Annotated in this window: 17 protein-coding genes and 2 tRNA genes; 7 read left to right on the plus strand and 12 right to left on the minus strand. The window is 66.8% G+C overall.

Going from position 1 to position 18869, the window contains the following annotated elements; genetic code table 11:
- Positions 1 to 128: 128 nt before the first annotated feature.
- Positions 129 to 770: a (d)CMP kinase gene (gene cmk / locus CVUC_RS08490; RefSeq protein ID WP_096034548.1), complete on the minus strand. Its 642-nt coding sequence runs from the start codon at positions 768 to 770 to the stop codon at positions 129 to 131.
- 114 nt (positions 771 to 884) lie between these two features.
- On the minus strand, positions 885 to 2216 hold the full coding sequence (gene aroA, locus CVUC_RS08495; protein WP_010921418.1) for a 3-phosphoshikimate 1-carboxyvinyltransferase: 1332 nt from the start codon (positions 2214 to 2216) through the stop codon (positions 885 to 887).
- 118 nt (positions 2217 to 2334) lie between these two features.
- Between aroA and CVUC_RS08500 the strand changes: the two genes are divergently transcribed.
- The 4 genes from CVUC_RS08500 to CVUC_RS08520 all read left to right on the plus strand — a co-directional run bounded on the left by CVUC_RS08500 (position 2335) and on the right by CVUC_RS08520 (position 4049).
- Positions 2335 to 2805 (plus strand): TIGR02300 family protein, encoded by a 471-nt coding sequence (locus CVUC_RS08500; RefSeq protein ID WP_024265982.1) that lies wholly within the window; start codon positions 2335 to 2337, stop codon positions 2803 to 2805.
- Positions 2806 to 3020: 215 nt separating this feature from the next.
- Positions 3021 to 3096: transfer RNA gene (locus CVUC_RS08510), tRNA-Ala, on the plus strand.
- A gap of 169 nt (positions 3097 to 3265) precedes the next feature.
- Complete coding sequence (locus tag CVUC_RS08515; RefSeq protein WP_015923318.1) at positions 3266 to 3694, plus strand: Hsp20 family protein; 429 nt, start codon at positions 3266 to 3268, stop codon at positions 3692 to 3694.
- A gap of 85 nt (positions 3695 to 3779) precedes the next feature.
- The gene (locus CVUC_RS08520; protein WP_096034549.1) at positions 3780 to 4049 is read left to right on the plus strand and encodes a DUF1150 family protein; all 270 of its coding nucleotides are present in this window, start codon (positions 3780 to 3782) and stop codon (positions 4047 to 4049) included.
- 122 nt (positions 4050 to 4171) lie between these two features.
- Here the strand turns inward: CVUC_RS08520 and ptsN are convergent, their stop codons facing one another.
- The 9 genes from ptsN to CVUC_RS08565 all read right to left on the minus strand — a co-directional run bounded on the left by ptsN (position 4172) and on the right by CVUC_RS08565 (position 10582).
- Complete coding sequence (gene ptsN, locus CVUC_RS08525; protein ID WP_193343184.1) at positions 4172 to 4636, minus strand: PTS IIA-like nitrogen regulatory protein PtsN; 465 nt, start codon at positions 4634 to 4636, stop codon at positions 4172 to 4174.
- Positions 4637 to 4721: 85 nt separating this feature from the next.
- Positions 4722 to 5348, minus strand: coding sequence for a ribosome hibernation-promoting factor, HPF/YfiA family (gene hpf, locus CVUC_RS08530; RefSeq protein WP_010921424.1), 627 nt, complete (start codon positions 5346 to 5348; stop codon positions 4722 to 4724).
- Between the two features lie 63 nt (positions 5349 to 5411).
- Positions 5412 to 6026, minus strand: a complete 615-nt coding sequence (locus tag CVUC_RS08535; protein ID WP_010921425.1) for an exopolysaccharide biosynthesis protein — start codon at positions 6024 to 6026, stop codon at positions 5412 to 5414.
- A gap of 49 nt (positions 6027 to 6075) precedes the next feature.
- Positions 6076 to 7569, minus strand: a complete 1494-nt coding sequence (gene rpoN / locus CVUC_RS08540) for an RNA polymerase factor sigma-54 (protein WP_096034550.1) — start codon at positions 7567 to 7569, stop codon at positions 6076 to 6078.
- A gap of 138 nt (positions 7570 to 7707) precedes the next feature.
- Positions 7708 to 8466, minus strand: coding sequence for an LPS export ABC transporter ATP-binding protein (lptB, locus tag CVUC_RS08545; RefSeq protein WP_010921427.1), 759 nt, complete (start codon positions 8464 to 8466; stop codon positions 7708 to 7710).
- A gap of 8 nt (positions 8467 to 8474) precedes the next feature.
- A complete protein-coding gene (locus tag CVUC_RS08550) occupies positions 8475 to 9035 on the minus strand; it encodes an LptA/OstA family protein (RefSeq protein ID WP_015923319.1) in 561 nt (186 codons plus the stop codon).
- Between the two features lie 58 nt (positions 9036 to 9093).
- On the minus strand, positions 9094 to 9756 hold the full coding sequence (gene lptC / locus CVUC_RS08555; RefSeq protein WP_096034551.1) for an LPS export ABC transporter periplasmic protein LptC: 663 nt from the start codon (positions 9754 to 9756) through the stop codon (positions 9094 to 9096).
- On the minus strand, positions 9723 to 10340 hold the full coding sequence (locus tag CVUC_RS08560) for a ribonuclease D (protein WP_010921430.1): 618 nt from the start codon (positions 10338 to 10340) through the stop codon (positions 9723 to 9725). Before CVUC_RS08560 ends, lptC begins: the two co-directional genes overlap by 34 nt.
- A 155-nt stretch (positions 10341 to 10495) precedes the next feature.
- A tRNA-Leu gene (locus CVUC_RS08565) sits at positions 10496 to 10582 on the minus strand.
- A 169-nt stretch (positions 10583 to 10751) separates the two neighbouring features.
- Here CVUC_RS08565 and CVUC_RS08570 point away from each other — a divergent pair.
- Positions 10752 to 11711 (plus strand): complex I NDUFA9 subunit family protein, encoded by a 960-nt coding sequence (locus CVUC_RS08570; protein WP_096034836.1) that lies wholly within the window; start codon positions 10752 to 10754, stop codon positions 11709 to 11711.
- An 86-nt stretch (positions 11712 to 11797) separates the two neighbouring features.
- On the opposite strand, the gene CVUC_RS08575 is transcribed toward CVUC_RS08570, so the two are convergent.
- Entirely contained in the window at positions 11798 to 12598 is an 801-nt protein-coding gene (locus tag CVUC_RS08575; protein ID WP_096034552.1) for an undecaprenyl-diphosphate phosphatase, read from the minus strand.
- Between the two features lie 230 nt (positions 12599 to 12828).
- Between CVUC_RS08575 and CVUC_RS08580 the strand changes: the two genes are divergently transcribed.
- Both CVUC_RS08580 and gltB read left to right on the plus strand, forming a co-directional pair.
- Positions 12829 to 14274, plus strand: a complete 1446-nt coding sequence (locus tag CVUC_RS08580; RefSeq protein ID WP_010921433.1) for an NAD(P)-dependent oxidoreductase — start codon at positions 12829 to 12831, stop codon at positions 14272 to 14274.
- Positions 14275 to 14289: 15 nt separating this feature from the next.
- Positions 14290 to 18813 (plus strand): glutamate synthase large subunit, encoded by a 4524-nt coding sequence (gene gltB / locus CVUC_RS08585; RefSeq protein WP_423748629.1) that lies wholly within the window; start codon positions 14290 to 14292, stop codon positions 18811 to 18813.
- Positions 18814 to 18869 lie beyond the last annotated feature (56 nt).

Genomic DNA, 18869 nt, shown 5'->3' on the forward strand with positions numbered 1-18869 from the left:
TTGGGGGAAGCCCTTGGGTGAGCGCCGCCGGAAAGACGGTTCTCGGGATTCCGGATGAAGTGGGTTTGAAAGCGGGCCCGCGATGTTCTTGATCGCGGCGAGGCCGGCGGTGGATTTGCCCCCTCCGGCTAGAGCCGGTGACGGGCGCGCGCGTCCTCGACGATACGGCGGGCCGCATCGAAGGCCTGCTCTATAGTCATTTCCGAGGTGTCGAGCAAGACGGCGTCTGGGGCCTGGGTCATCGGCGCGTCCTTGCGGCCGCCGTCGCGGGCGTCGCGCTTGTGGATGTCGGCCAGAATATCCTCGAAGGCGACGTCCTCGCCCTGGCCCACCAGCTGCTTCCAGCGGCGCTCGGCGCGCACCTCGGGGCGGGCGGTGACATAGAGCTTGGCCGGGGCGTGGGGCGCGATCACCGTGCCGATGTCGCGGCCGTCGATCACCGAGCCCGGCTCGCGGGCGGCGAAGGTCTGTTGCAGATCCAGCAGGGCCGCACGAACCCCCGGGTGCACCGCGCAGCGGCTGGCGGCCTCGCCGGCGGCGCGGGTGCGGACCTCGGCCCGGTCCAGCGCCGACAGGTCGAGGGCGCGGGCTACGGCTTCTGCGGCGATCGGATCGTCCAGGTCTCCAGCGCCGTCCAGGATAGCGACGCCGACCGCGCGATAGAGCAGGCCGGTGTCGAGAAGCGGATAGTCGTAGAGCGCCGCCAGACGCCCGGCGATCGTGCCCTTGCCCGAGGCCGCCGGACCGTCGACGGCGATAACAAAACCCATGGCTAGCTCCGTGCGTCGTCCTCGCCCTTCGACAAGCTCAGGGTGAGGACGATGGGACAGGCCTTTCAGTAGAAACCTCACCCTGAGCCTGTCGAAGGGCGAGGTTTCGGCTCCTCAGGCCTCCGCCAGCGTCGCGCCCAGGCCGCGCATCAGGTCGGCGAAGCCCGGGAAGCTGGTGGCGATCATGCCCGGCTCGTCGACGGCGACCTCCGCCTGGGCGGCCATGCCCAGGATCAGGTGGCTCATGGCGATGCGGTGATCGCCGTGGGTGACGACGGTCGCCCCACCCTTCGGCGGCTGGCCGGTCCCGGTGACGATGAAGCCTTCCGGCTCCTCGACCACCTGGACCCCGCACGCCTTCAGGCCATTGGCGGTCAGGCTGATGCGGTCGCTTTCCTTGACGCGCATCTCGCCGACGCCGCGCATCACCGTCTCGCCGGACGCAAAAGCCGCGGCCACGGCCAGGATCGGATACTCGTCGATCATCGACGGCGCGCGCTCGGGCGGCACGACGACGCCCTTGAGCTGGGAGTAGCGCGCGGTGATGTCGCCGACCTCCTCGCCGCTGGCGACGCGCACGTTCGAGATCACGAGATCCGCGCCCATCTCCTGCAGGGTGGTGAAGAGACCCGTGCGCAGTTCGTTGAGCATCACGCCCTCGACCGTCACTTCCGAGCCGGGAACGATCAGGGCCGCCACCAGCGGGAACGCGGCCGACGAGGGGTCGCCCGGCACGGCCACGTGGGTTCCGGTCAGTTTCTGCCCCTCAGGCAGGCGCACATGGCGGAAGGTCTTGTCGCCGGCCTTGCGGTCCTCGACGATCACCTCAGCCCCGAAGGCGCGCAGCATCCGCTCGGTGTGGTCGCGCGTGGCTTCAGGCTCGATGACCTCGACGCCGCCCTCGGCGTGCAAGCCCGCCAGCAGCACGGCCGACTTCACCTGGGCCGAGGCCATGGGCAGAGTGTAGTTGAGGCCGCGCAGGTTTCCGCCCTTCAGGGTCAAGGGCAGGCGGCCCTTGTCGCGACCCAGCCAGGTCGCGCCCATGCGGGCCAGCGGATCCAGCACCCGGCCCATCGGGCGTCCGCGCAGCGACTGGTCGCCCGTGAAGGTGGCGCACATCGCAAAGCCCGCCGCCGCGCCCATGATCAGGCGCACGCCGGTGCCGGCGTTGCCGCAGTCGATGACGTCGACGGGCTCTTCAAAGCCGCCCTTGCCCTCGATCCGCCAGCGCCCGACGCCCTCGCGTTCGATCCGCGCGCCAAAGGCCTGCATGGCCCGGGCGGTGGCCAGGACGTCGTCCCCTTCCAGGAGACCTTCGACCGTCGTCGTCCCGGTCGCCAGCGCGCCCAGGATCATCGAACGGTGAGAAATGGACTTGTCTCCCGGAGCGCGCACGATCCCTCGCAGAGCGCCTCCGGGAGCGCTCTTCAATCCAGCCAGCGACATGCCGAAACCGGCTCCTTAGTATTTGGTGGTTTTCGCGAAGGGGTTTGCTTTTGACAGCGGGCTCTCGCCATGGCAAGTCACCCGCCGCTTTTCCCATCAGGATCAAAGGGTCGCCAACTTGGCCAATCCCGACTTGGGCGCAAAACAAATCTGCCCCAACTGCCAATCGAAGTTCTACGACCTCAACCGTCGTCCTGCCGTCTGCCCCAAGTGCGGCGAGCAGTTCGACCCGGAAGAGGCCCTGAAGTCGCGCCGCGTCCGCGCCCGCGCCGTCACGCCGGACTATGACGCCGACGACGAAAAGGAAGCGGTCGCTCCGAAGGAGGTCGACGGCTACGAGGACGAAGTCGACGACACCCCGGAAATCGACGAGGCCGCCGAGGCCGACGTCGTCGAGACCGATGACGAAGACGTCGATCCGGGCGCCCCGACTCCGGCCGGCGGTGACGATCTGGGCGTCGACTTCGCCGAGGACGAAGACCTCGCCGACGAAGACGGCGACGACGTTCCGTTCCTCGAGGACGAGGACGACGACGACATTCTCGACGAGGAGATCGAAGGTCTCCCCGGCGAGGGCGTCGACGACTGACCCCGCGGACAGCCGGTTGCGACGTGATCGCCGCCGGCTGTCCACAGGCGTTTTTGGGGGCGAAACATTTTTCTCGAAAAAAGTTCGAGAAGAGGCTTGATCCCAAAAAAATCCCGGACTAGTTTCCGCGCCTCTTCGGGGGGCGACGCAAGTTCGAAACGCCGAAGAGACCAACGATTTCCGAGAGTTACCGCAAGGTTTTCTTAGAAAGAATTGGGGCTATAGCTCAGCTGGTAGAGCGCTTGAATGGCATTCAAGAGGTCAGCGGTTCGACTCCGCTTAGCTCCACCATCAAGGCCCGGACGGAAACGTCCGGGCCTTGTCCATTTTGGGCTCCTGTTTCCCGCCTCCTCTTGAACCGACCGTCATCGCGCGCCATGTCTGGCGTCGTGTCGTGGTGATCGGCGCCGATCCTCGGGCCGGTCTCCACGAACGAAGTCGCTTCAGCGAGGACTTCGCGATGACCCGGACGATCCTGTTCGACAGCCCCTTTCTGTTGGGGTTCGAACACACCCGAGACCTGATCGAGCGCGCCGCCAAGGCCGCGTCGGAAAGCTATCCCCCCTACAATGTCGAGCAGGCCGAGCACGGCGGCGTCCGCATCACCCTGGCCGTCGCGGGCTTCTCGCCCGAGCAGCTGCAGGTGACCGTCGAAGGCGGGCAATTGGTCGTCGCCGGCAAGCGTGACAGCGCGGACGGTCGCTCCGACGCCGAGCGGGCCTTCCTGCACCGCGGGATCGCGGCGCGCGGCTTTGTGCGCACCTTCGTCCTCGCCGAGGGCATGGAGGTCACCGCCGCGACGCTGGAGCATGGCCTCCTGCACATCGACCTGGCCCGCCCGGCGCCCGAACGCCTGGTCAAGAAAATCCCGATCCGCAGCGCGGGCTGAAACGCCGCGCAGAGTCCGCCTCGGGTCGCCGCGGTCTGAACCGCAGCGAAACGCGGCGCGTTCCCTAATCGAAAGAGGTGGTCCTATGACGCCCAGCACCCAACACAGCCGGCCCCTGACCAGCGAAGCCTTCGCGGCCCTTGGCGCGCCCGCGCTCGTCTATGTCCGACCGATCAAGGCCGCCGAGATCCTGGCCGACGCTCCGGAAGGTGTCGAGGACCTCGACCTGTCGCCGGACCAGACGCTGTATGCGGTCTGCCGCGCCGATGGCGAGCGCCTCGCGGTCATGATCGACCGCGACACTGCGATCGCCGCCGCCCTAGCCCATGAGCTGGCGCCGGTGTCTGTCCACTAGAGCATTTTTCGAGCGAAGTGGTTCCGGTTCGCGTGAAGAAAAATGCGCCAAAACAAAAGATTAGAGCTCACGGCCTGACGCAGTCAGGTCGTGAAATGCTCTAGAAGAAGATCAGAAGGGCGTCAGGCGGCCGTGCTGGCCGGTTCGTCGGTCAACAGGACGTGGATCGCGTCCGCTGATCGGGCCTGCCGCACCGAGGCGCGAACTTCGGGCTGGCGCATCATCCGCGCCACCCGCGCGAGCGCTCGCAGATGCTGCGCATTGGCCTCGCGGGGCGCGAACAGCGCCACCAGAAGGTCGACGGGCTTGTCGTCGAGCGCATCGAAGGCGACCGGCGCGTCCAGCCGCACGACAACCGCGCGAACCCGGTCCAGGCCGTCCAGTCGCGCATGGGGGATGGCGACACCTTCGCCGACTCCGGTGGAGCCGGCGGCTTCCCGCTCGATAAGACCGTCCAGCGCCGCTTCAGGGTCAACGCCCAGGACGCGGCCAGCGACATCCGCAACCATGGAAAGCGCCTGGCGCTTGCCGGGCGCGCTGGCGCGCAGCGCCACCGCTCCGGGCTCGAGAAGGTCGCCAATAGTCATGGACTTACAACGCTCGCTAGTTTCCGACCGCCTTGGCGCCGCCGACGATAATCCACCGACGGCGCCAGACCATGACACGGTCTGGTTAGCTCGCGGTTGATCCGTGTCCGTTCGACTTCGTGCGTTCGGGGTCGATCCAGCCGATATTCCCGTCTGGACGCCGATACACCACAGAGATGCCCCCGTGGGCGGCGTTCCTAAACACGATTGCCGGGTATGCGGTCAAGTCCAGTTCCATGACAGCCATGGAAACGGTCATTGTCTTCATCGCGGCCTGGGTTTCCGCAATGACCATGGCCGCGGGCGCGCCCGTCGGGTGGTCGTCTTCAATATCCCAGTCTTCGTCCACATCGTCGCTTTCCGGCGCACGGAGGACGAACATGGCGGCGTTCTCGACCTGCTTGGCCGTGGCCGCCGCCGAGTGGCTCTTAAGTCGCCTTTTATAGCGCCTGATGCGCGTATCGATCTTGGCCAGGGCGGCGTCGAAGGCGGCGTGGGCGTCACCTCCGGACCCGTGGCTGATGAGTTGCTGACCCGATGCCAGCTTTACTGAGCAATCGACACGGAAGGCGTAGCCTTCCTTGCTGACCACGACCTCGGCGGCGCCGCCGCGATCGAAGTACTTACCAATGCTCAGGGCGATTTCGTCGGAGACTCGCGCTCGCAGAGCCTCACCAACGTCGACATGCTTGCCGGAGACTTGGACTTGCATAGCGATATGACGCGCCTGTCGCAGGCGGGTGTCAAGCGGCGCTTTCGCGGCTTTTCGGCGCCCTCAAAACAGCCCTGAGAAGACCCCGAAAAGCTTGCGCGCGCCCATCACCACGACATGGGCGCTGACGAACAGAAGCGCCCCGCTGCCCACGGCCATCAGATAACCCAGTAGGGCCAGGATTCCGTCACGCTGGAGCAGCGCCAGGGCCAGAACGGCGACCGTTGCGCCAGGGGCCAGATTGCCCAGCGGAATCGGCAAAACCAGAACCAGCGCCAGCAGGGTGCAGACCACTCCGACCATCCTTTCGCCCAGGGGTGCGAACAATGGCCGCAGCCGCGGGCGGGTGATCAGTTCCATGCTGCGCACGATCGGTCCCAGCCGCCGGAAGAGCCCGCGCAGATCGTCCCGCTTGAGCGGCTTTTCGATCAAGCCGCGCGGCAACCAAGGGGTGTCCGCGCCCATGGCGATCTGGGGGGCGAGAAGCAGGATCGGCAATGACAGGATGGTCGACGACCCGGGCGGCAGGGGCAGGGTGTTCAGCAGACCAAACACCAGCAGCATCGCGCCGAACGCGCGGCTGTCGAACGCCGCCAGCATTTGCCCGACGGTCAGGGTGGGGCTGGCGTCCTCGCCAAAGCCCTCGATCACGTCGGCCAAACTCTTTTCGCTCATCAAATCCTCTCGGCCCGCTCCGGAACGCGCGGGAGGCGAAAAGGAAGCGGTTTCAGACCGCTTCCTTCATCAGCCGGCGACGCTCCACTGACGAGGGGATCCGCATGGCCTCTCGATACTTGGCCACGGTCCGACGGGCGATGTCGACCCCGGCCGCCTTGAGAATCTCTACGATGCGATCGTCGGAATGGACGTCGGCCTCGCATTTCTCGGCGTCGACCAGCCCCTTGATCTTGTGCCGGACGCTGGCGGCCGAGTGGGCCTCGCCGCCTTCGGACGACTGGATGGCCGAGGTGAAGAAGAACTTCAGCTCGAACACGCCGCGGGGGGTGGCGATGTACTTGTTCGAGGTCACGCGGCTGACCGTGCTCTCGTGCATGCCGATGGCGTCGGCGACCGTCTTCAAGTTCAGCGGTCGCAGGTGCTCGACGCCGAAGGCCAGGAAGCCGTCCTGCTGGCGCACGATCTCGCTGGCGACCTTCAGGATGGTCTTGGCCCGCTGGTCCAGGCTCTTCACCAGCCAGTTGGCTGAGGCCATGCAGTCGGCGACGAAGGTCTTTTCCTGGTCGCTGCGCGCGCCCTTGGAGACGCGGGCGTGGTAGCGCTGGTCGACCAGCACGCGCGGCAGGGTGTCGGTGTTCAGCTCCACGTGCCACATGCCGCCAAGGCCCTCGCGGACCATGACGTCGGGCACCAGGGTCTCGGCCGGCTCGCTGTGATAGGCCGCGCCCGGACGCGGATTCAGCGACCGGATCTCGCCGATCATCTCGCGCAGATCTTCGTCGTCGACGCCGCAGATCCGGCGCAGGCCCGCCATATCCCGCTTGGCCAATAGCTCGAGGTGATCGAGCATGGCGGCCATGGCCGGGTCGTAGCGGTTCAGGTCCTTGAGCTGCAGCGCCAGGCACTCGCGCACGTCGCGGGCGAAGACGCCGACAGGCTCGAAGCCCTGCAGCACCGACAGGGTCTCTTCGACCAATGCGAGGGCGCAGCCCAGACGATCGGCAAGCTCGACGATGTCGAGGCGCAGGTAGCCGCCTTCATCAACCGCGTCGATCAGGATCTCGGCGATGGCGTTGTGGGCCGGTGAGAGCGCGGCTTGCACCAGCTGGGTTCGCAGGTGCGCGGCCAGGGTCGGGCTGTCGGTCAGCGCGCGCTCGTAACCCTCATCGCTCTCGAACGAGCCGCCGCCGCCCGCACGTGACCAGTCGATCTGCCCGCCGGCGTGCTCGGCGTCCGCCCCCTCGCCAGTGGCGCGCTCGCCGGGGGAGACGTCGTCGACGGGCGTGTCCAGCTCGCGCCCGGCCGTCGTATCGGCCACGGCGTCGACCTGGGTCAGGCTGGCGTCCCGCTCGGCCTCGACCTCAACGGCCGGCTCGTGATCGCCCTCATCGCGTTGCAGGAGCGGATTACGCTCCAGCTCGGCCTCGACGAAGGCGTCGAGCTCGATGTTCGACAGCTGCAGCAGCTTGATGGCCTGCTGCAGTTGCGGGGTGATGACGAGGCCCTGGCCCTGCCGGAGCTCTAGTCGGTGGCTGAGCGCCAATGCGCCCTCCTGACGTACGAAAAACTTTCGAACGCCATTGAAGAGCGGTTCTGGTTAACGGGTCGCGAACGCCTGCAATAATCGGGCCGGTGCGACCGTGTGTCCCGAAAAAAGGCTTAGACCTTTCGGAACAAGGGCTTAGTCGCCCAGACGCGGCTCGGTGAAGCTCTCGCCCAGATAAACGCGCTTCACTTCCGGGTTTTCGACGATCTCGCGGGGCGAGCCTTCGAACAGCACCTCGCCCGCATGGATGATCGAGGCGCGATCGATGATGTCGAGCGTCTCGCGGACGTTGTGGTCGGTGATCAGGATCCCGATGCCACGTCCCTTCAGATAGCCGATCACCTCGCGGATATCGGCGATGGCCAGCGGGTCGATGCCGGCGAAGGGTTCGTCCAGCAGCATGAACGACGGCTCGCTGGCCAGGGCGCGGGCGATTTCCACCCGGCGGCGCTCGCCGCCCGACAGGGCCACGGCCGGCGATTTGCGGATGTGGGTGATCCGCAGCTCTTCCAGGATGCTGGTCACCTGCTCGCGCGCCTTGCGCGGATCGCGTTCGCGCATCTCGACCACGGCCATGACGTTCTGCTCGACCGTCATGCCCCGGAAGATCGAGGCTTCCTGCGGCAGGTAGCCGACGCCCAGGCGGGCGCGCTGGAACATCGGCTGGGCGGTGATGTTCTCGCCGTCCAGATAGATCGCGCCGTAGTCGGCGGCGATCAGACCGGTGACCATGTAGAAGCAGGTCGTCTTGCCGGCGCCGTTGGGGCCCAGCAGGCCCGCCACCTCGCCGCGCTTAAGGCGCAGGGACACGTTCTTGACGACGGGACGGTCGCCAAACGACTTGCCCACGGAATCGACGAACAGGCCGTCCATGTCTTTGGAGGTCAGGGTCATCCGGGATCCTAGCGCGGCTCGGCCGCGGCCGGCGCATCGGACGTCTGGGTATCGTCCTGATAGAAGACCGCGCGGACGCGGCGCGTGGCGGTCCGCCCCGTGCTCGTCGACTCAAGCTTGGCGTCGTTGGTCTTGGTGTTCACGGTCAGGCGATCGCCGCGCGCCACGTCGTTACCCTTGACCAGGATGACATCCCCGGTGAGCACGGCGGTGTTGTTGCTGAAGGTGTAGACCGCACGATCGCCGCGCGCATTCTGCTGCTCGTTGACGAGATACACCCCGCCTTCGGCCTCCATGCGCTGGGCGTTGCCGCAGGCGTTGGCGTTTTCCGCCGTCGGGCGCTTGGCGTTGTAGATCGTGACCTTCTCCGCACGCAGGCGAGAGCGGTTCTGCAGGATCTCGACGTTACCCGTGAAGATGATGAGACACTTGCTGTTGATCGTTTCCTGATTGTCGGCGGAGACGTCCACCGGCGCGCTGGAATTGCCTTGCTGGGCATAAGCCGCCCCGCCGGCGCCCGCGCCCGACAGGATCAACGCGGTCAAAGCCGCAGCCGTCGATCGCTTCATCAGAACCATGTCCTCATCCGTCGCGGCCCGCCTCCGAAGCGACCCGCGCCATTTCTCTTTACTGCTGTTCGAACCGCGCGCGAACCCCGCCTCGGAAGACGATGCGATCGCCCTTGTCATATACGGAGTAGGCGCTCGATTGCACCTGCCCGCTGGGACCTTCGCCATTCATTGTGCTCTCGCCACTGACATCGCCGGTCCGCGTGTCGACGAACGACTCCTCGGACGCGAAGCGATAGCCCTCGCCGTCATCCAGACGAACATCGTCCTTCAGGTTCAGTCCGAAGGTGTCTTGCCGGTAGACGCCATGCTTGGCGGTCATGCGTGTGGGCGTGGGCGAACCGAGGTCCAGGGTCAGGGCCGGCTCTTCCAGGATGATGCGGCGCGGATCGGCGTCATCGCGGATCGCAGAGCGGGCCGTGATCATGAAGCTGCGGCCTTCGGTCGACTGCCCATAGAACCGTGGCGTGATGAGGCGAATCTCGGTGCGGGCCTCGGCGGGCGCGCGGGACGCGGCCAGATAGGTGCGCCAGCCCACCTGGGCGATCACGGCCAACAACAGAACACCTATCGCGGCGGGCAGCACGAGGCGCGCGGCCCGGACGCGGCGCGAGCGACGGCGCCAGCGCGCGAGGTCGGCGCTCATCGATCGTCCGGTCATGACCGCGGCGGGCTGCATGAGGTCCTTTAGCTGTGGGCGAAGATGTCCATCTCCTCCCAACCGGCCAGATCCAGCGAGGCGCGATGGGGGAGATAGTCAAAAGCGTGTTGCGCCAGCGCCATGCGGCCTTCGCGCTCGAGCATGGCGTTCAGCTTGAGGCGCAGGCCGTGCAGATGCAGCACGTCCGAGGCGGCGTAGGCCACCTGATCGACGCTGAGCGACGGCGCGCCCCAGTCCGAAGACTGCTGCACCTTCGACAGTTCGACGCCCAGCAACTCGCGCGTCACGTCCTTCAGGCCATGACGGTCGGTATAGGTGCGAGCCAGCTTGCTGGCGATCTTGGTGCAATAGACGGGCGCGGTCACCACCCCCAGATGGAGCTCGAACATGGCGATATCAAAGCGCCCGAAGTGAAAAAGTTTCAGGACCTTCGGATTCGTCAGCAGCGCCTTCAGATTCGGGCAGTCGTAGTCAGGCCGGCTGAGCCGCACCACATGGGCGTCACCATCACCGGCCGACAGCTGAACCACGCAAAGCGGATCGCGGCGCAAGCGCAGGCCCATGGTCTCCGAATCAATCGCGATGATCTCCGCGTCCGCGAAGACGCCGTCGGGCAGATCGCCCTCGTGAACGAAATTGGCCAACTCTCAGACGTCTCCGGCGAAGTCTCGACGCGCGAACGCGCCGAACCACGCGCTCAATGTAAGCGCGCGACACTTATACTCACGATGAACGGATTAGCTATCCGGCGAACTACCGGCGCCACCCCCGAGGCTTCATCAAGAAGCCAAACAAAGGGTGGTGCCCAGGAGAGGACTCGAACCTCCACGACCTTTCGGTCACTGGCACCTGAAGCCAGCGCGTCTACCAATTCCGCCACCTGGGCCCGCTGTCGCAACCGGTTAGGTCGCCGCGAGGCCGGGACGTTTAGGGAAAGCCTCAGGCCGCGTCAACAGCGAAAAAACGACAAATCGTGATTTCGTTGCGAACCGGGCCGTGGTCGTCTAATTCCCCCGTTCATCGCGGTGTGGTCATCGCAGGCACGAGGGATGATGATGCAAGGTCTGGTCACGGTGTTCGGCGGCTCCGGTTTCGTGGGCGGTCAGGTCGTGCGGGCGCTCGCCAAGGCGGGCCATCGCGTGCGGGTGGCCGTGCGCCAGCCCAATCTCGCCTACAAGATGCGCATGCTGGGCGATGTCGGCCAGATCGAGGTCGTGCAGGCCAATGTCCGCAACGCCGCCTCGGTGGCCCGCGCGCTGGACGGCGCCGAGGGCTGCGTGAACCTGGTGGGCGTGCTGTTCGAGAGCGGTCGCCAGAAGTTCCTGTCGGTCCACACCATGGGCGCGCGTACCGTCGCCGAGGCCGCCGCCAAGGCCGGCGTCAAGCATCTGGTCCATATCAGCGCCATCGGCGCCGACGTGAACAGCCCCGCCAAGTACGCCCGCTCGAAGGGCGAGGGCGAGGCCGCCGTGCGCGAAGCCTTCCCCGGCGCCACCATTGTCCGCCCCTCGATCGTGTTCGGTCCTGAGGACGACTTCTTCAACCGCTTCGCCCAGATGGCCGCTCTGGCCCCCGCCCTGCCGCTGGTCGGCGGCGACACGCGCTTCCAGCCGGTGTTCGTCGGCGATGTGGCCGCGGTGATCGCCAAGGCGGTCGCCAGCCCGGCTGCGGCGGGCGTAACCTACGAACTGGGCGGCCCGACCGTCTACACGATGCGCGAGATCCTCGAGCTGATCCTGGTGGAGACCGGCCGTAACCGGCCGCTGATCCCCCTGCCCTGGCCGGTGGCCTCGCTGATCGGCTCGCTGGGCGACCTCGTCGCAGGCGTCATCCCGCCGCCGCTGACCAGCGATCAGGTCCAGATGCTCAAGAGCGACAATGTCGCCGAACAGGGCCTGCCCGGCCTGGCCGAAGCTGGCGTGACGCCGACGGCCGTTGAAGCCATCGTGCCGAGCTACCTCTATCGCTACCGCAAGGGCGGTCAGTACGCCGAGACCCCGGCCGGCGCGTTCTAGGGATCATCGTCCGGCCCGGCGCTAAAGACGAAAGGCCCTGACGCTCACCGCGTCAGGGCCTTTCTCGTTCTACCCCGCCAGAGGGCTCAGCGCGGGATGTAGAGCAGCGCCAGACCCACGACGCCGACCGCGATCCGCCAATAGGCGAACGGCGCAAAGCCGTGACGGGTGATGAAGTCCAGCACCGTCTTGACCACGAAGACCCCCGAGACCAAGGCGGCCAGGAAGCCGATCCCGATCAGGCCCAGGTCATTGGTGCTCAGCTTGTCGATGTTCTTGTACAGGTCATAGGCGAAGGCGCCGGCCATGGTCGGCATGGCCAGGAAGAAGCTGAACTCCGCCGCCGAGCGCTTGTCGCACTTCAGCAGCAAGGCCCCCGCGATGGTCGCGCCGGAGCGCGAGACCCCTGGGACGAGCGCCAGGCACTGGAACAGACCGATGATGAAGGCGGTCTTCAGCGGATACTCCGCCACGTCGGTGTAGCGCGGCTCCAGCTTCATGCGGTCCAGCGCCAGCAGGATGAAGCCGCCGATGATCAGGGTCAAGCAGACCAGGGCCGGCGTCTCGTACAGCACCGTCTTGATGAAGTCGTGCGCCGCCACGCCGACGAACACGGCAGGCAGGAAGGCCAGCAGGATCCCGATCACGAACCGGCGCGAGCCCGGATCGGTGGGCAGCGTCGTCAGCAAGCCCCACAGGCGGCCGAAATAGACCCCGGTGATCGCCAGGATCGCGCCCAGCTGGATCAGAACCTGGAAGGTGTTGCCGGGGCTATGGAAGCCCAGGAAGTGCCCGAGCAGAAGAAGGTGGCCGGTCGACGAAACCGGAATGAACTCGGTCAGACCTTCGATCAGGCCGAGAATGAGAGCAATGAGCCAATCCGGCATGAGGGTCCCCTGAAGCGCTGTCCGTGGCGTGCGCCAAACATCGTAAAAACGGCGTTAATCCACAAACTGGACTATTATACCAGCCTATTGCGACAGGTTCTCAATGCTCCCTGCAAGAGCAAAGCGATTTTGGTCTTATAATTTGACCACCACATTCTTATTGCGCAAAAGAGTCCTTAAGAGCGCCGCCAGAGCAATTTTTCTCCCAATCCTGGGGCGAGGGAAGTCGCATGGCCGAGCGCATGCTGAAATTCACGACGGTGGCCCGCAAGACGCCTGAAAAGCGCGCGGCCGCTGAGCGTTCGGGCGACTTTCACGAGATCTACGCCGACTTCATCGACGCCAAGGCCACCGAGCAGGCCTCGCGTTGCTCGCAGTGCGGCGTGCCGTTCTGTCAGACCCACTGCCCGTTGCACAACAACATCCCCGACTGGCTGCGGATGACCGCCGAAGGCCGTCTGGAAGAAGCCTACGCCCTGTCGCAGGCGACCAATTCGATGCCGGAGGTCTGCGGTCGAATTTGCCCCCAGGATCGCCTGTGCGAAGGCAACTGCGTGATCGAGCAGTCGGGTCACGGCACGGTGACCATCGGTTCGGTCGAGCGCTACCTGACCGACAAGGCCTGGGAGATGGGCTGGGTCAAGCCGCTGGCCGCCGGTCCGGCGCGCGGTCAGTCGGTCGGGATCGTGGGCGCGGGCCCCGCAGGCCTGGCCGCCGCCGAGAAGCTGCGTGAGGCCGGCTACGACGTCACCGTCTATGACCGCCACGATCGCGCCGGCGGGCTGCTGATCTATGGCATCCCCGGCTTCAAGCTGGAGAAGGACGTCGTCGAGCGCCGCACCCAGCGCCTGGCCGACGGCGGCGTCGTCTTCAAGCTGGGGTTCGAGGTCGGCAAGGACGCCACGCTCGAGGACCTGCGCGCCCAGCATGACGCGGTGCTGATCGCCGTCGGCGTCTACGCCGCGCGCGACCTGACCGTTCCGGGCGGCGGCAGCAAGGGCGTGGTTCCAGCCCTCGACTATCTGATCACCTCCAACCGCCTGTCCCTGGGCGACAGCGTTCCGGCCTACGACTCGGGCGAACTGAACGCCGAGGGCAAGGACGTGGTCGTGGTCGGCGGCGGTGACACCGCCATGGACTGCGTGCGCACGGCCATCCGTCAGGGCGCCAAGTCGGTCACCTGCCTCTATCGCCGCGACAAGGCCAATATGCCCGGCTCGATGCGCGAAGTGGCCAACGCCGAGGAAGAAGGTGTCACCTTCGAATGGCTGGCCGCGCCGCGCGCCCTGTCGGGCGAGGCCGAGGCCGTCACCGGCGTGCGCGCCATCCGCATGCGTCTGGGCGCGCCGGACGCCTCGGGCCGCCAGAGCCCCGAGGAAATCCCCGGCGGCGACTTCGACCGTCCGGCCCAGCTGGTCGTCAAGGCCCTGGGCTTCGAGCCCGAGAACCTGCCAGAGCAGTGGTCCGCCCCGGACCTGAAGGTGACCCGTTGGGGCACCGTCAAGGCCGACGTCCGCAATCAGATGACCAATCTCGACGGCGTGTTCGCCGCCGGCGACATCGTGCGCGGCGCTTCGCTGGTGGTCTGGGCGATCAAGGACGGCCGCGACGCCGCCGACGCCATCCACCGCTACCTGCTGGCCAAGGCGTCCTCGACGCTGATCGCCGCCGAATAAGAGAGGACCAGGATCATGAGCCAGATGGACCTCTATCTGAAGAACCGCCAGGCGCTGATCGACGGCCACGCCTATGACCCGTCGACCGAGCGCGACGCCTGTGGTGTGGGTCTGGTCTGCGCCATTGACGGCCAGCCGCGCCGCGAAGTGGTCGAACTGGCGATCAAGGCCCTGAAGGCCCTGTGGCACCGCGGCGCGGTCGACGCCGACGGCAAGACCGGCGACGGCGCCGGCGTGCTGGTCAGCGTTCCGCAGGACTTCTTCATCGACCAGGTGCGTCGCACCGGCCACGCCCTGCGCCAGGGTCCGATCGCGGTCGGCCAGATCTTCCTGCCGCGCACGGACTTGGGCGCCCAGGAGACCTGCCGCACGATCGTCGAGGCCGAGGCTCTGCGCTTTGGCTTCTACATCTACGGCTGGCGCCAGGTGCCGGTCGACACCTCGGTGATCGGCGAGAAGGCCAACGCCACCCGTCCGGAAATCGAGCAGATCATGCTGGCCGCCCCGGCGGGTCTCGAGGGCGAAGCGCTGGAGCGCGCGCTGTTCCTATGCCGCAAGCGCATCGAAAAGCGCGTCCACGCCCAGAACATCAGCGACTTCTATATCTGCTCATTGTCGGCCAAGTCGCTGATCTACAAGGGCATGTTCCTCGCCGAGGCGATCGACGAGTTCTACCCCGACCTGAAGGACGAACGCTTCACGGCGGCCGTGGCGATCTTCCACCAGCGCTACTCGACCAACACCTTCCCGCAGTGGCGCCTGGCCCAGCCCTTCCGGATGCTCGCCCACAACGGCGAGATCAACACGATCAAGGGCAACATCAACTGGATGAAGTCCCACGAGATCAAGATGGCCGCCCAGGCCTTCGGCGAGTTCGGGGATGACGTCAAACCGGTGATCCAGCCGGGCGGTTCGGACAGCGCCAATCTCGACAACACCTTCGAGGTGCTGGTGCGCGCCGGTCGCGACGCGCCGATGGCCAAGGCCCTTCTGGTGCCGGAAGCCGCCAACCCGAAGATGAAGGACGCCCACAAGGCGCTCTATTCCTACTGCAACGCGGTTATGGAGCCGTGGGACGGTCCGGCCGCCCTGTGCGCCACCGACGGCCGTTGGGTCGTGGCCGGCAAGGATCGCTCGGGGCTGCGTCCGCTGCGCGTGGCCTATACCGACGATGGTCTGGTGATCATGGGCTCGGAAGCGGGCATGTGCGGCGTCGAGGAGGCGCGCATCACCCGCAAGCTGGCCATCTCGCCGGGCCGGATGATCGCCATCGACCTGGCCGAGGGCCGTCTCTATGGCGAAGAAGAGATCATCGACGAACTGGCCACCCGCCACCCCTACACCGAGTGGCTGGGCAACATGGTCGATCTGGAAAAGGAGATCGGCCCTGGTCCCGAACCGCGCAAGTTCGGCCGCGAGGAGCTGACCCGTCGTCAGGCCGCCGCCGGCTATAGCCTGGAAGACCTGGAAATGATCCTCGCCCCCATGGTCGAGGAGGGCAAGGAAGCCGTCGGTTCGATGGGCGACGACACGCCGCTGGCGGTGCTGTCGGAGAAGTACCGTCCGCTCAGCCACTATTTCCGCCAGAACTTCAGCCAGGTGACCAACCCGCCGATCGACCCCCTGCGGGAAACAGGCGTGATGAGCCTGAAGACCCGCTTCAAGAACCTCGGCAACATCCTGGCCCAGGACGCGGCCCAGGCGGACGTCTATGTGCTGGAAAGCCCGGTGCTGACCACCGGCATGTACGAGCGCATCCACGGCCTGCTGGGCGAGAAGAACGTCGCGGTCATCGACTGCACAATGCCCCTGCCCGCCGAGGAAGCCCGGGCCGGCGACGCCCTGCGCGCCAACCTCGACCGGATCCGCGCCGAGGCTGAGGACGCCGTGCTGCGCGGCTGCGGCGCCATCGTCCTAACCGACGAGGCCAGCGACGCCGAGCGCGTGGCCCTGCCGATGATCCTGGCCACCGGCGGCGTGCACGCCCACCTGGTGGCCAAGGGCCTGCGGTCTTACGTCTCGATCATCGTCCGCTCGGCCGAGTGCCTGGACACGCACTATTTCGCGGTGCTGGTCGGCGTCGGCGCCACGGCGGTCAACGCCTATCTGGCCCAGGAGAGCTTCCAGGATCGCCTGGAGCGCGGCCTCGTCGGCGACAAGTCGCTGCGCGATGTCTGCATCAACTTCAAGACCGCCATCGAGGGCGGGCTGCTGAAGATCATCTCGAAGATGGGCATCAGCGTCATCTCTTCGTATCGGGGCGGCTACAACTTCGAGGCCGTCGGCCTGTCGCGCGCCATGGCCGCCGAGTTCTTCCCCGGCATGCCCTCGCGCATCTCGGGCATCGGTCTGGCCGGCATCGAGAGCAAGACGGTCGAGCTGCACCGCAAGGCCTGGGGCACGGCGGCGGTCACCCTGCCGGTCGGCGGCCTCTACAAGGCCCGTCGCTCGGGCGAGGCCCACGCCTTCGAAGCGCGCCTGATGCACACCCTGCAGACAGCCTGCGACACCGGCGACTACGAGCTCTATCGCCGCTGGTCCAACGGCCTGCGCACGCAAAAGCCGATCCAGCTGCGCGACCTTCTGGACTGGCGCTCGGACCGCAACCCGATCGCCACCGACGACGTCGAAAGCGTCAACGAGATCCGCAAGCGCTTCGTCACGCCCGGCATGAGCCTGGGGGCCCTCAGCCCTGAGGCCCACGGCGCCCTGAACATCGCCATGAACCGTATCGGGGCCCGCTCGGTCTCGGGCGAAGGCGGCGAGGACAGCGCCCGCTACAAGCCGCTGCCCAACGGCGACAACCCCAACAGCGCCATCAAGCAGGTGGCCTCGGGTCGCTTCGGCGTCACCGCCGAATATCTGAACCAGTGCGTCGAGCTGGAGATCAAGGTCGCCCAGGGCGCCAAGCCCGGCGAGGGCGGCCAGCTGCCCGGCTTCAAGGTCACCGAGATGATCGCCCGCCTGCGTCACTCCACCCCCGGCGTGATGCTGATCAGCCCGCCGCCGCACCACGACATCTATTCGATCGAGGACCTGGCCCAGCTCATCTATGACCTCAAGCAGATCAACCCGATCGCGCGCGTCACGGTGAAGCTGGTCGCCGCCACCGGCATCGGCGCCATCGCCGCCGGCGTGGCCAAGGCGAAAGCGGACGTAATCCTGGTCGCCGGCGGCGTCGGCGGCACGGGCGCCTCGCCCCAGACCTCGGTCAAGTACGCCGGCGGTCCGTGGGAAATGGGCCTGTCGGAAGCCAACCAGGTGCTGACCCTGAACAACCTGCGCCATTCGGTGGTCCTGCGGGCAGACGGCGGCATGCGCACAGGTCGCGACATCGTCATCGCCGCGATGATGGGCGCCGAGGAGTTCGGCATCGGCACCGCCTCGCTGGTGGCGATGGGCTGCATCATGGTGCGCCAGTGCCACTCCAACACCTGCCCCGTGGGCGTCTGCACCCAGGACGAGGCCCTGCGCGCCAAGTTCACCGGCACGCCGGACAAGGTCATCAACCTCTTCACCTTCATCGCTGAAGAGGTGCGCGAGATCCTGGCGGGCCTGGGCTTCAAGAGCCTGCAGGAAATCGTCGGCCGCACCGACCTGCTGGCCCAGGTCAGCCGCGGCGGCGAGCACCTGGACGACCTCGACCTCAACCCGCTGCTGGTCCGCGCCGATCCGGGCGCCAACAAGCCCTACAACACGGTGGTCGGCCGCAATGCGGTGCCCGACACGCTGGACGCCCAGATCGTCCGCGACGCCGCCCCGCTCTTGGAACGCGGCGAGAAGATGCAGCTGACCTACACGGTCCGCAGCACCGCCCGCACCATCGGCACGCGCACGTCCAGCCACATCGTGCGCAAGTTCGGCATGAAGGGCCTGCCGTCCGGCCACCTGACCGTCCAGCTCAAGGGCTCGGCCGGCCAGAGCCTGGGCGCCTTCGCGGTCCAGGGTCTGCGCATCGAACTGACCGGCGAGGCCAATGACTATGTCGGCAAGGGCCTGTCGGGCGCGACGATCGTGATCAAGCCGGCCCGGGGCCTTGCGGCGCCGGAGACCAACACCCTGATCGGCAACACCGTGCTGTTCGGCGCCACCTCGGGCCGGCTGTTCGCAGCGGGCCAGGCGGGTGAACGCTTCGCCGTTCGCAACTCGGGCGCCACCACGGTGGTCGAGGGCTGCGGCGCCAACGGCTGCGAATACATGACCGGCGGCCAGGTGGTGATCCTGGGTCCGACCGGCGGCAACTTCGGTGCAGGCATGACCGGCGGCATGGCCTTCGTGCTCGACCAGCACGACCGCTTCGAGGACAACATCAACCCCGACAGCATCGTGGTGCAGCGCCTGGCCTCGCCCTACTGGGAAGGCGTGCTGCGCGCGCTGATCGCCGAGCACGCCCGCGAGACCGACTCGGTGTTCGCCGCCACCCTGCTGCGCGACTGGGACCGCGTCCGCGACCAGTTCTGGCAGGTCTGCCCGAAGGAGATGGTCAGCCGCCTGCCCCAGCCGCTGGTGGCCGAAGAAGCGGTTCACGAGCGCGCCTGACCCCTGTCAGACGCCGAGACCGACCACCGCCGCCAGGGCTCTAAGTATCTGGTTTT

It is taken from the genome of Caulobacter vibrioides (genome assembly GCF_002858865.1).
In the GTDB taxonomy this organism is placed as follows: Bacteria; Pseudomonadota; Alphaproteobacteria; order Caulobacterales; family Caulobacteraceae; genus Caulobacter; species Caulobacter vibrioides.